9 protein-coding genes are annotated in these 12,486 nt (G+C 58.0%); 2 read left to right on the top strand and 7 right to left on the bottom strand.

The features are described from left to right. Nucleotides 1–381: 381 nt before the first annotated feature. Both ACH488_RS00490 and ACH488_RS00485 read left to right on the top strand, forming a co-directional pair. Complete coding sequence (locus ACH488_RS00490; protein WP_397321590.1) at nt 382–1,452, top strand: hypothetical protein; 1,071 nt, start codon at nt 382–384, stop codon at nt 1,450–1,452. Nucleotides 1,453–1,807: 355 nt separating this feature from the next. Further along, nucleotides 1,808–5,665: a P-loop NTPase fold protein gene (locus ACH488_RS00485; RefSeq protein WP_397321589.1), complete on the top strand. Its 3,858-nt coding sequence runs from the start codon at nt 1,808–1,810 to the stop codon at nt 5,663–5,665. A 330-nt stretch (nt 5,666–5,995) separates the two neighbouring features. Here the strand turns inward: ACH488_RS00485 and ACH488_RS00480 are convergent, their stop codons facing one another. The 7 genes from ACH488_RS00480 to nrdH form a co-directional block, all read right to left on the bottom strand. Continuing rightward, the gene (locus ACH488_RS00480; protein WP_397321588.1) at nt 5,996–6,568 is read right to left on the bottom strand and encodes a hypothetical protein; all 573 of its coding nucleotides are present in this window, start codon (nt 6,566–6,568) and stop codon (nt 5,996–5,998) included. Between the two features lie 4 nt (nt 6,569–6,572). Continuing rightward, nucleotides 6,573–7,190: a hypothetical protein gene (locus tag ACH488_RS00475; RefSeq protein WP_397321587.1), complete on the bottom strand. Its 618-nt coding sequence runs from the start codon at nt 7,188–7,190 to the stop codon at nt 6,573–6,575. A gap of 9 nt (nt 7,191–7,199) precedes the next feature. Continuing rightward, nucleotides 7,200–8,006 (bottom strand): adenylate/guanylate cyclase domain-containing protein, encoded by an 807-nt coding sequence (locus ACH488_RS00470; RefSeq protein WP_397321586.1) that lies wholly within the window; start codon nt 8,004–8,006, stop codon nt 7,200–7,202. A gap of 320 nt (nt 8,007–8,326) precedes the next feature. Then, on the bottom strand, nt 8,327–9,301 hold the full coding sequence (gene nrdF / locus ACH488_RS00465; RefSeq protein ID WP_397321585.1) for a class 1b ribonucleoside-diphosphate reductase subunit beta: 975 nt from the start codon (nt 9,299–9,301) through the stop codon (nt 8,327–8,329). 122 nt (nt 9,302–9,423) lie between these two features. Next, a complete protein-coding gene (nrdE, locus tag ACH488_RS00460; protein WP_397321941.1) occupies nt 9,424–11,565 on the bottom strand; it encodes a class 1b ribonucleoside-diphosphate reductase subunit alpha in 2,142 nt (713 codons plus the stop codon). Between the two features lie 11 nt (nt 11,566–11,576). Continuing rightward, nucleotides 11,577–12,047 carry a class Ib ribonucleoside-diphosphate reductase assembly flavoprotein NrdI gene (nrdI, locus tag ACH488_RS00455; protein WP_397321584.1) on the bottom strand — a complete coding sequence of 157 codons (471 nt, stop codon included), beginning with the start codon at nt 12,045–12,047 and terminating at the stop codon, nt 11,577–11,579. 60 nt (nt 12,048–12,107) lie between these two features. After that, nucleotides 12,108–12,353, bottom strand: coding sequence for a glutaredoxin-like protein NrdH (nrdH, locus tag ACH488_RS00450; RefSeq protein ID WP_397321583.1), 246 nt, complete (start codon nt 12,351–12,353; stop codon nt 12,108–12,110). Nucleotides 12,354–12,486 lie beyond the last annotated feature (133 nt).

Raw genomic sequence — 12,486 nt, 5'->3', positions numbered from 1 at the left:
ATATGCGTCGCCCGTCGTTGTGCATAGCTGGGAAGTATGACCCTATCCCGCTACGCCGGATATGAAAGGAAACGACACCACGGCACTGTATGGCCCGGGCATTCCGGAGGTTAACGCCCTCCTTTAAAGCGTACGTAACGGCACAATAATCTAAGTTGCCATACCCACTGAGTTACGCCGATGGCCTCGATCCGACAGCACGATGACACACAGCTGCAGACCTTTCTGGGTGTATGCGAGCTCCGAATCGGTTTCCGGTGCCGAGGGCAGGCCGAGTGTCCGGCTGTACGCGACATCCAACATCCCCAAGCATTCGATTTGCCGAGGACCGTCAGCGTGTTCCGCGTCAAGGACGTCAGAACTGCAAGCTAGGTTTGTCACATGATTGAAGGATTCCCGAAAGATGCAAACTCATCCACGGCAGGAATGGCAATCGGCATTCTCCGTGAAAAACTTCAGAAGCATAATGTTGTGACCTTCGTTTGGCCCCAGGAAGTGGATCGAGGCATTGACTTAGTGGGTTTTGCCATCACCAAGGACGACAAGGGTGACGGCCTGCACACGGCGTTCTTGGGAGCGTTCCAATCGAAAGGAATTGGAGACAAAACCAACCGGCGCACGGTAGATGTAGGAACCCACCATGGCTACTGGTCTTCTGCCACTCCCCCGGTCTTCGTAGCGAATGTCGACACCGTGACTCAACGAATCCTGATCGAGGACGCCCGTTCTTTTCTCGATACGGACAAGACAGCTGACGACAAACTGACAAGCATCCACACAACTATCACGCTCGAGGAATCCATCGCGGACATTCGCCTGCGAATGTACGCCCAGGCATTGGCACCCTGGGCGTCACGGCATCTGCGCTCACGAACCTTGGCACACACGGATCCTGCCAGCGGCCTGGATCCTTGCTCAACATGGTCGCTCATCGCTTACGCCGGTACCTTTTTCCGTGAAGATGGCCCAAGCGAAGGAATGACCCCGGCCAACTGGTATGAATGCAGCCAATACTTCACACTAGTGGAGTTTCTTTACCACGACCGCAATTGCAGGGAGCAATTCGTTACCGGGTTCCCGGCGGACGATTCACCCATAGCGGAACGGGAAGGAGCATCGTCCTTTAAATTCTTGCTGCATCTGCTTGACGTCTATACGGCCTTCGGCGAACTCCGTCCATCAATGCCATCCAGGAACTCGGCAGCCGTAGACCTGGACAAAGCCGCCAAGATCGTCGGGAGGATCTGGGCGGACGCGCTGACAAGCACTGGCTACGGTTCGGATGAACTGGCGAAGAAGATCCGCACCCTGGCCAAGCTCACGGAAGTCCGCGATGGCCCACCCTTTGACGACCAGTACCTGCTGACCACACTGATTGACGGAAAGCCAATCAATGCCGCGATTGCCGAACTCCACACGCCATGGTGGAGTCCGGCGCCATCTCGCCCCTGAGGGCATCTGCCGCCAGACCACGGGGGATGGAAGCCACTTCAGTCACGGACGTCCATCATGATCTTCTGAGAAAACGCCCAGGCAGATTCGGCAGCGAACACGCCACTCTGGCCCCAATCCGTCCGAGATCCGCCGAAGTTGACTCGATCAAGCAAAATGCTGTCCGATCACAAAAGGGATCCCGGTGCCCGTCAAGATGCGCTCCTAACGACCGGAGCGCAGTAGCCAAAGCAGTGGGCGCGAGGAATCTGTCTTCCACATAGTCTGTGCTGGCTTCAAGTCCAGCCGGTCGATGGCATGATCAATACAGATACGGCCGAGGAACGGACGTTCGGCGAGCATGCAAAGGGGATCGGTGAGCACCGACGAGAAGTGGTTTATTACGGACGCGCCTGTTTCGTTGTCCGAGAACGACGCGTTTGGCCATGCCGATGTGGCAAATAACCTTAAGGCAATGATCGAAGGCGCCGGTGAGCACCGCCTAATGATCGGGCTCCTCGGTGGTTTTGGCGTCGGCAAAAGCACGGTTATTGAACTGCTGAAGAAGAACCTCGAGGGTTCGGGCAAGTACGACGTCGTTCGGCTGTCGGCCGAACGACACGAGCAAGTCGGGTTTCACAGGTCGATGATCTTCGCTTTCGCCGAGCAGCTCCAGGAAAACAAGCTTATAAAAGAAGCCAAGGCTGAAGAACTGCTGAGAGAGTTGGAGTTCAGCACCACACGTATGGCGGTTGATCCGTTAGCCGCGCCATTGCTGACCTTGGGCAGGGACATCACGCAAGTTGTCCGTCCACTCCTGAAGAAGCTTGGTTTCTGGACGCTCGGTGGCATTGTGGTGTTTGGTCTCTTCCTTGCGGCTGCTGCTCTACTTGGACTCGATGTGTGGGGCTTCGGAGTCGGACTTGGCGGTGCCATTGGAGTTGCGATCGCTGCCTTGGGCCCAGCCTATGAATTCGTCACACGCCTCACCGGAGTTCAAAAGTACTTCGAATCCCTGCTCGCACCCGGTCAGGTAAGCCATCTCAAACCCCGTGTTGAAGCGGCAGATGGCTTCGAACGCACCTTTGCGAACCTCGTCGGAGCTGCTGGATCACGCCTTGTCATAGCTGTCGACGACATAGACAGGCTCAGTGCAACACAAGTGGTTGAAGCACTTAACGCCGTCCGCAGCTTCCAATTGACATGCAGGGACGACAACCGCCCCATTTTCATCGTTTCTGTGGATGACGCAATAGTCAGGCAGGCGATAAAGGAAGAACAAGCCTCCGGCCCCACCGCGGAGAGCACGGAAAAAGCCCTGAGCGAAGTCCTCGTTGACGACCCTGCCGATGCCTACCTTAACCGCCTATTCGTTCAACAACAGCAGATGCCCACCCACGCCCAAAGTGACTTGGTCAAGTATGCGGCTTCCCTCCTGGACCCCGCCTCTCATGCCGGAGCTAAGGCCCTGGGTGACGATCTCAGTTCAGTCCTTACGGTGTTGATATACGACAAGGTGAATGACCCGCGACATGTCATACGCCTGCTGAACGGCTTTTTCGGAGACTTCCGTATAGCCTCACGCCGCGAAGGGCGGGAAGGGGTGCGCTCCGTTTCTCCCGGAACCATCACAAAGAACGTTCGAACCCTGGCGCAAATGACAGTGCTGCGGATGGATTTCCCCGACTTCTACGCCAGGCTCCGAGACGACGTCGGCCTCATCGACTTAGTGTTCGCCGACTCCGCAGGCGATGTCGGCCCAGAGGAAACCTGGAGAAAAGAATTCCGCGCCTATTCGTCGCTTCGCGACTTCATCGGCCGGACCCAGGGTTTCCTGGAAGCAGTCCCGAGCCTAATCCCCTTCCTGTACTTGGGACAGGACGATATTGACAAAATCCTCGGCGACAAGGTGGCCCGCGACATTCGCGGCATGCTAGTCAACCGCCAAACCGGCGAGCTAAAAAAGGCCATTCAAGCGTGGGTATCCGAGGGCGACGTGGCACGGCTGCAGAGCCTGGGCGAACTCGTAGTCCTTACGATGCGATCCGCTGAAGGCCTCGAACTTCAGAACACGCTCTCCGTGGTACTGGACATCGCTGACGGGCTGCCAGGGCCAGGTCTTGAGGACATCGCAGCAGGGCTGGCATCACAGCTCGCCCGCGCTCCTGGAGTGCAACCCGTTGCCAGTGCGGTACTCAAGTTGGGGGAATCATCATCAGATAATCGTGTCAAAGGCACGCTCGGAAGATTCCTCATTCGAAACACCCAGGACCCTGGGTACAGGCGCGCCCTTGCCGTCCTTCAAAACCGATCAAGGGCGGTCTCCTTGCTGGACGCTGAGCAGGTGAGAACCTATCTGGAGACCTACATCAGTGATCTAAGGGACAATGGCACCGTCGATGACTTTGAACGCTGGTTGTCTGCTTTTGAAGGTTCGCTGTCTGAAGACTTGGCCCCGGCTATGGCCGCTGCAATTCTTGCCCTCGCCGAGCGCGCGGACGCCGAACCCAGCGATGAGTTCGTCGAACACGCCCTGAAGCTTTTTGAACGGCTTGAAATCGATGAGCCAAAATGGCTAGGGCTTAACGCCGCCAAAACGCTCGCATCCGGCGCTGAAGGAGCATACTTCAGGTTGGCAATCGGCGCACTGTATCGGCTAAACCTTGTTGAACTCTCGCCGCTCACCTCCGCAGTGAAAGCCCTTAATGAGCAACTTCCGGAGAACCCCACACAGTTGATCGAAGTCGACTCCGACCTGCCCGATGAGATCCTGGACATCTGCCGGCGTGCCGTTGAAGCCACCGCAGAGGACGACTCCGCTGCTGCCCTTAACACCCTGAAAATCGTTGACAAATTAACCGCCAGCCTCGTCGTCGATCTAGAGGACGACTCCATTCTGGCCCCCGCCAACAATGTCTTCGAATCGATGGTCCAAAGGCGTCCAAGTGCCACTCAAGAAATGGCCGAGGCCTTTGTAGGGCGGTGGAGCAGAAGCGGATCCACCTACGACGCCCGGCCATGCGTGGGAATAGTCATCCAGCACCTGGATGAACTGAACGACAACGCCAAAACACTCCTTGTTGAAGCGATGATCGCAAATCTCCAACCGGGTACCGCACCGAACCTCCAGGCCCAAGCGACGCAAGAACTTCCGGCATTCCTGAAGACGACCTTTGGAGGGAAATCGTCGGAAGCTCTGGTCGTTTCCCTGCTGCCCCACGTCACCTACAACTCTCCCCAGCCACTTGACCACGCCACACGGGTGATTTCCACTGTCTATGACCTAAGCGGCTCGGTGTCCACTGACGTAACGCGGCAGTACCTAAACCGACTGCGAAGCGTACTCAGTTATGGCGGTGCTGCCTCGGATCCGGCCCTTAGGGCGATGTGCAGTGTGCCATGGCCCCCGTCGGAGGTCGACGAGGCTCTGACGTTAATGTCACAACACGTCGACGTTCTGAAACCACAGCATTTCCACGAGCTCGTCAAGAATCTCCCCCGCTTGGAATTCGCTTCTCTTCCTGATTCTCTCGAAGCGGGCCTGGTCGCAGACCTTAGGTTTAACAGCGGTGAACTGACCGAAATGCAAATCGGCGATGCCACAGCACAATTGCCCCTCAATGCCGCGTTACTCGTTGCCGGCGACGTTGCGGCAGCGGTCTCCAGCGCCCTCGCAAAGGTCGAGGCATCCAACCAAGAACACGTGAGCCTCGCCGTGCGGTTGATGGCTGAGCGCGACGGCGATCCGGACGGGTATCCGGAATGGCGGCTGCATCTCTTGGAGACCCTTCACCAACGAAATGCTGAGGTCTATGAGTCAGTTCTTCGTCGGTTCCAAATGGCACAAAGCGACGCCGAGGCACCGGCGCCTTGGTCGGGCAAACAGTGGCAGCTGCTTTGCGAACCGCTGACGCTCAAACCGGGAATCTTCCTCGCGTCAGTCGGCCAATCCCTTAAAGCCGGTCCCGGCCACATGATCAATACCTTGCCCATAGCCGAAGGAGCCCTAAGAAACGACGCCCTGCGAAGCGATCTGACCGACACGCTCAGGGCCATCCTAGAAACCTATACACGTGAGAGTCCCGATGTCACGGCAGCCGCGCGAATAGCACTGACCATGCGGGTACACGAGGAATCCCACGCAGCCGCCTTGAATGTGTTGCCGAAGCGCGCTCCCAATAGGGGAACTCCGCGACGAGAAGCATATGATGCAGCGAAAAATGCTCTGGCGTAGTACAACCTGGGCAGCGCAAGAGATAATCAAGACTCCTCGGAAGGTCTTGAGTGTAAACGTCGTATAAGAACGGCGGAGGTTCTGATGGGCGGACGACGGCCCAGAGCCCAGAGCTCACGGTCATACCTTTGGCTGTCGGGCACGCCTGCGACAACACACGAAAGGACCGCGACCGTGCCGAAGGTAGGTTCTACTCTGGTGCGCCATGGATGGGTCAACAGCCAGCCTCAGGTCCCGCTGAAGCCGCGAAATCACATCTGCCGCTGGATCCAGTCGCTGTGGGCCGACATCGTTCGGCTGGCACCAGGAGATCACCGCGACTATTTTGGGCTAAGCGGTTAGTACGTTGCTTATCACAACGCACGACAACCCAAGGATGGCTAAAAGCGCGAAGCCCTTAACCGCATTGGCACACGCGTGAAATTTGCGCCCGGCGAGCTCGGACAAGTCAAGAACCTGCTGCCAGGCATCCACGCGGACGTCGACTTGCTTAGCGTGTTCCGTCATCTGCTCTGCTGTGGCGCCTTGGAGCGCCGGCCATGCAAACCGGTTGAGTTGCGAGTATTTGGAGGAGGTTTGAGGACCTATGGCACGCACCAGCCAGTAAAGCGTCCACACGAATGCCGCAAGCGCCCCCACAGCACACGGCCATACGACGAAAGCCTGAAGGCTACCTTGGCCTGCAGCGAGTGTCACAGTTCGTGCGTTTGTCACCAGCATCGTCAGGATGACACCGAGCCCGGCAGTGAGAATCGTCGCTTTCGTGTCGGCAAACCGTACCCAGTTTGCCATCTGATCCATCGCCTGGAATCCGCCGTCTGCGGGCTTCGCGTCCCATTTGTCATCGGGTTTGTCATCGGGCCGGCTAAAGCCGCTGAGCGTTCCCTGATCCGAAGGTTTCAAATTCCTAGGCCACTTCAAGTTGAACTCCCTCGACGGGCCACTGACGGGTCATACGCCACTCGGTATATGCCGCCAACCAATGAGCGGCCCAGGCCGTCACTGTAGCGGCCGTATGCTCCTCAGGGATCCATTCTTTGCCGTCGGCTACGCAGAGGTTGCCGTTGTCGTAAAGGTGTGGCGATGGCTGCCAGCGCCGTCCGGACGGTATGCCGAGGCGGACACCGCCCAGTACTGCGACCCGAGGAAGCTGCCTGTCGCGGCGAAGGATGATGGCAACGTGGAAACTTCCCCGTCCAGTGTCTAAAACGCCAAACCAGCAGGGACTGGTGTCATTTTCAGGTGGAAGGTAGGTGAAGTTCGGGAAGGACCGTTTCATGGCATTGACGTGGCGGCTGACCTCGTCGTCGGCCCACCGCTCCGTCACCGAGCCGCTGTCAACGTCGGAGCCTTCAACGCCGCCATGAAAAGTATGCTTGGCTACGGGTGTGACGACGCCGAACGTCGCATGCGAGTACTCCCCTTCGCCGGTAATCGTGACATCATCAAAGACAACGCGTCCGTCGACTGTCACGAATCGAGGAACGTTGACACCGTGATGGCGCAGCAGCGCAGCGATGGTCATGCGTACTCCTTAGGAAATAGCTATACTTTCGGACGAATGGCCGTTGAGTTGCTGGACTGTTCCCGGGATGTGCCGAAGGGTACGTCGCCAGCGGTAGTCGTAGAACCTGTAGGTCTTGCGCTGATAGTCGCGCTGGTAAGTCTTAGGCGAGTCCTGGTGCTCAACGAAGGTATCGGCGTCGGGCAGCAACGTGGCGAGCCCCTCACCAGCGACGATTTCCCAGGAACCGGCTTTCTTTTCGCACTTCGCAGCGAAATTCGCCGCAAAGCCAAGCGGATTGATTTCGCTGTGTTGCTGGTTTCCGCTCCGGACGAAAGTGACCCGCCCGTAATCGATCCCCGCCCTCGCCTGTACCCGAGCAATCCCGAGCTGTTCGAGTCGTGGGTTGACGACATTCTCAACTGCGTCGAGCGCAAAGGAGCACGCGCTTAGCGCCATCACACCAGCCACTTGGGGGTCGCCTGGACCGAAGCCTGCAAAAAGTCCGTCACCACGGAGTCCGAGAGGGAATCCGCCAAAATTGACCACAGTCTCAACGAAGCCCGACAAGACAGCATGAGCGAGATCTACAACCTCAGTTTCATCGTCCCAGAAGCTGCGTCCTGTGAAATCTGTCAAGTCTATAAACACGGCAACGATAGAAGCAGCTCGGCGTTCCCCAACGGCGAGGCTTTCGAAGTGGGGATGTCCCAAGGCTTTCGTTTCCAAGGCTGAAGAGGCTTGCCGCGTTTCCTTCACGACGTCGACGCCGCCACGCCGGGCACGGTAATCGCGAAGCACGGTGTTCCCGAAGTCGGTGGTCGTATAGTCGCCCATCAGAGACTCCTTAGCTCCTCATCAACGGTGTTCTGGGGTTTAGGCATTTCACCAGTTTCGTCATCCAATATTCGCGACGAATAGAGTTACGTCGACAGGGCATCATCTAGTTACTGAAACTTCCAGCAACTAGATGATGCCGGGTCAAGTTGGATGGAACAGTGTCCGGTAGACCGGTACCATTCCACCTAAACGGAACGTGCGTCCAATCAGTGTGGAATCTCACAATCCGCCAAGTACCTCGTTTTCGCCAGATAGCTTGGGGAAAATCGCCAACTAGCCGGCCAACCGCCAACTAGCCTCCGATCTCACATCGGAGCTTAGAACTCCCAGTCCTCGTCCTCCGTGTTTACGGCCTTGCCGATCACGTAGGAGGAGCCCGAGCCGGAGAAGAAGTCGTGGTTCTCGTCGGCATTCGGGGACAGGGCGGAAAGGATGGCCGGGTTCACGTCGGTGACGGATGCCGGGAACATGGCCTCGTAGCCCAAGTTCATGAGGGCTTTGTTGGCGTTGTAGTGCAGGAACTTCTTGACGTCCTCGGCCAGTCCAACACCGTCGTAGAGGTCATGCGTGTACTGGACTTCGTTTTCGTACAGTTCGAAGAGGAGCTCGAACGTGTAGTCCTTGATTTCCTGCTTGCGGGCCTCGGAAACCTTCTCCAGGCCCTTCTGGAACTTGTAGCCGATGTAGTACCCGTGCACGGCCTCGTCACGGATGATGAGGCGGATGAGGTCGGCCGTGTTCGTGAGCTTGGCGCGCGAGGACCAGTACATGGGCAGGTAGAAGCCCGAGTAGAAGAGGAAGCTCTCAAGCAAGGTCGAGGCAACCTTGCGCTTGAGGGGATCGTCGCCCTGGTAGTAGTCCATGACGATCTGGGCCTTCTTCTGCAGGTTCTCGTTTTCGAGCGACCAGCGGAAGGCGTCGTCAATCTCCTTGGTGGAGCACAGGGTGGAGAAAATGGACGAGTACGACTTTGCGTGCACCGACTCCATGAAGGCGATGTTGGTGTACACGGCTTCTTCGTGCGGGGTCAGCGCATCCGGGATCAAGGAGACCGCGCCCACCGTGCCCTGGATGGTGTCCAGCAGGGTGAGGCCGGTGAAGACACGCATGGTGAGCTGCTGCTCCTGCGGCGTCAGCGTGTGCCACGACTGGACGTCGTTGGACAGCGGCACTTTCTCCGGCAGCCAGAAGTTGTTGACCAGGCGGTTCCAGACTTCCACGTCTTTGTCGTCCTGGATCTTGTTCCAGTTGATGGCCTCGACGTGGCTCAGCAGCTTGACCTTTTCGGTCATTTCATCCCCTTAAGCAGTGGGTAGTTCTTGAGGTAAGCCTACGACGGCGGGTGGTCACCCGCCGTCGTACTCTTCAGTTTCAGTGCGGCAACTGCCGCAATATGTCAACCGATAACGGTTGACTACAGCATGCAGCTGACGCAACCCTCAACTTCGGTCCCTTCCAGCGCGAGCTGGCGGAGACGAATGTAGTAGAGCGTCTTGATGCCCTTGCGCCATGCGTAGATCTGGGCCTTGTTGATGTCGCGCGTGGTGGCGGTGTCCTTGAAGAACAGCGTCAGGGACAGGCCCTGGTCCACGTGCTGCGTGGCAGCGGCGTAGGTGTCGATGATCTTCTCGTAGCCGATCTCGTACGCATCCTGGTAGTACTCCAGGTTGTCGTTGGTCAGGTACGGAGCCGGGTAGTAGACGCGGCCGATCTTGCCTTCCTTGCGGATTTCGATCTTGGCGGCCACCGGGTGGATCGACGAGGTGGAGTTGTTGATGTAGCTGATGGAACCGGTAGGCGGAACGGCCTGGAGGTTCTGGTTGTAGATACCGTGCTCCATGACCGAGGCCTTGAGTTCCCGCCAGTCGTCCTGGGTAGGAATCTGGTGGCCGGCGAACAGTTCACGGACCCGCTCGGTCTCCGGAGCCCATTCCTGCTCGGTGTACTTGTCGAAGAACTCGCCGGAGGCGTACTTGGAGTTCTCGAAGCCGCCGAACGTCTGGCCCGTTTCGATCGCCAGCTTGTTGGAGGCACGCAGGGCGTGGAACAGCACGGTGTAGAAGTAGATGTTGGTGAAGTCCAACCCCTCTTCGGAACCGTAGTGGACGTGCTCACGGGCAAGGTAGCCGTGCAGGTTCATCTGGCCAAGGCCGATTGCGTGGCTCTGGGCGTTGCCCTGGGCAATGGAGGGCACGGAGTTGATGTAGGACATGTCCGAGACCGCGCTGAGCGCACGGATGGAGGTCTCGATCGACAGGCCGAAGTCCGGCGAGTCCATGGTCTTGGCGATGTTCATGGAACCGAGGTTGCAGGAGATGTCCTTCCCCACGGTTTCGTAGTTCAGGTCCTCGCTGTAGATGGACGGCGTGGAAACCTGCAGGATCTCCGAGCACAGGTTGCTCATGGTGATCTTGCCGTCGATCGGGTTGGCCCGGTTCACCGTGTCCTCGAACATGATGTACGGGTAGCCGGACTCGAACTGGATCTCGGCGAGGGTCTGGAAGAACTCGCGGGCGTTGATTTTGGACTTCTTGATCCGGGAATCGTCCACCATCTCGTAGTACTTCTCCGTCACGGAGATGTCGGAGAAGGGCACACCGTAGACGCGTTCAACGTCGTACGGCGAGAAGAGGTACATGTCCTCGTTCTTCTTGGCGAGCTCGAACGTGATGTCCGGAATGACCACACCCAAGGAGAGGGTCTTGATACGGATCTTCTCGTCGGCGTTCTCGCGCTTGGTGTCCAGGAAGCGGTAGATGTCCGGGTGGTGGGCGTGCAGGTACACGGCACCTGCACCCTGGCGGGCACCGAGCTGGTTGGCGTAGGAGAAGCTGTCTTCGAGGAGCTTCATCACGGGGATCACGCCGGAGGACTGGTTTTCGATCTGCTTGATCGGGGCACCGTGCTCACGGATGTTGGTCAGCGAGAGGGCAACGCCGCCGCCGCGCTTGGAAAGCTGCAGGGCGGAGTTGATGCCGCGGGCGATCGACTCCATGTTGTCTTCGATGCGGAGGAGGAAGCAGGACACGAGCTCGCCGCGCTGCGCCTTGCCGGCGTTAAGGAACGTGGGGGTGGCTGGCTGAAAGCGTCCGTCGATGATTTCATCGACGAGGCGGCTGGCCATTTCCTCGTTGCCGCGTGCAAGGTGCAGTGCCACCATGCAGACGCGGTCTTCGTAGCGCTCAAGGAAGCGCTTGCCGTCGAAAGTCTTCAAGGTGTAGGAGGTGTAGAACTTGAAGGCGCCGAGGAAGGTCTCGAAGCGGAACTTCTTCTTGTACGCCCGGTTGAAGAGGTCGCGGATGAAGTTCATGGTGTACTGGTCGAGCGTTTCGCGCTCGTAGTACTGGTTCTTCACCAGGTAGTCGAGCTTCTCTTCCAGGTCATGGAAGAACACCGTGTTGTTGTTCACGTGCTGCAGGAAGTACTGGTGAGCGGCTTCGCGGTCTGCCTCGAACTGGATCTCGCCATTGGCGCCATACAGGTTCAGCATCGCGTTGAGCTCGTGATAGCCAAGGCCTTTATAGGCCTCCGGCAGTGGCTTCTTGGCCGTGTCCACAGTGCCCCCGGTTACTTCTGTTTCTGCGACAGTCGTGTCCAAAACTTTTCCAATCCTTGATTGACCCGGTCGACGTCTTCGGGCGTCCCCATGAGTTCAAACCTGTAGAGATGCGGCACCTTGCACTTGGCGGAGATGATGTCCCCGGCTGCGCAATAGTTGTCCGCGAAGTTGGTGTTCCCCGCTCCGATAACACCGCGGATCAGTTCCCTGTTCCGCGGATTGTTCAGAAATTTGATGACCTGCTTGGGCACGGATCCTTCGCCGTTGGTGCCACCGTAGGTGGGCAGAACAAGGACGAAGGGTTCAAGGGCCTGAAGCGGCGCATCCTGGGCGTAAAGCGGAATGCGCGCGGCATCCCGGCCCAGTTTCTGGACAAAGCGCTTGGTGTTTTCGGAGGTGGAGGAAAAGTAGATGAGGTGACTCCTGGTGGTGACAGCTTCCGCGGTGTTGCGTACGGTGGCCGCTGCCAGCGGTGCCATGGGAGTCACCTCGACTACATAGGAATTCTTTGTCTGTTGTGGCGTCGTTGTTGACGAACCTTAGGCCACGGAGGAGGAAACGGTCTGTGCCAGTTCCTCGATCTTGTCCGGGCGGAATCCGGACCAGTGGTCCTGCTCGGTTACCACGACCGGTGCCTGCAGGTAACCCAGTGCCTTCAGACGCTCAAGGGCCTCGGCATCCTGGGAGATGTCGACACTCTGGTAGGCGATGCCCTTCTTGTCGAGCGCCCGGTAGGTTGCGTTGCACTGAACACAGGCCGGCTTCGTGTAAACCGTTACGGTCATGATCCCTGTCCCCTTAGTTGAAGTCTGTTGCTCTTCGTATCTGGCGGGCTCAACCGGAACCATGTACTGCATCCGATGACGACCCGCGGGCTGCCGTGACAGCCAACACGCTCTGTTTGGTCTTGTGCTGGTT

The sequence above is a fragment of the Paenarthrobacter sp. NPDC018779 genome (assembly GCF_044391085.1).
Classification (GTDB): Bacteria; Actinomycetota; Actinomycetes; order Actinomycetales; family Micrococcaceae; genus Arthrobacter.
This window is presented reverse-complemented; position numbering and strand designations above follow the sequence as displayed.

Excerpts from the sequence above, each read along its gene's own strand:
- nrdH (WP_397321583.1), bottom strand. The coding sequence starts at position 12,353 with ATGACCGTAACGGTTTACACGAAGCCGGCCTGTGTTCAGTGCAACGCA.
- ACH488_RS00475 (WP_397321587.1), bottom strand. The coding sequence starts at position 7,190 with ATGACCATCGCTGCGCTGCTGCGCCATCACGGTGTCAACGTTCCTCGA.
- nrdF (WP_397321585.1), bottom strand. The coding sequence starts at position 9,301 with ATGACCGAAAAGGTCAAGCTGCTGAGCCACGTCGAGGCCATCAACTGG.
- ACH488_RS00470 (WP_397321586.1), bottom strand. The coding sequence starts at position 8,006 with ATGGGCGACTATACGACCACCGACTTCGGGAACACCGTGCTTCGCGAT.
- ACH488_RS00490 (WP_397321590.1), top strand. The coding sequence starts at position 382 with ATGATTGAAGGATTCCCGAAAGATGCAAACTCATCCACGGCAGGAATG.
- nrdI (WP_397321584.1), bottom strand. The coding sequence starts at position 12,047 with ATGGCACCGCTGGCAGCGGCCACCGTACGCAACACCGCGGAAGCTGTC.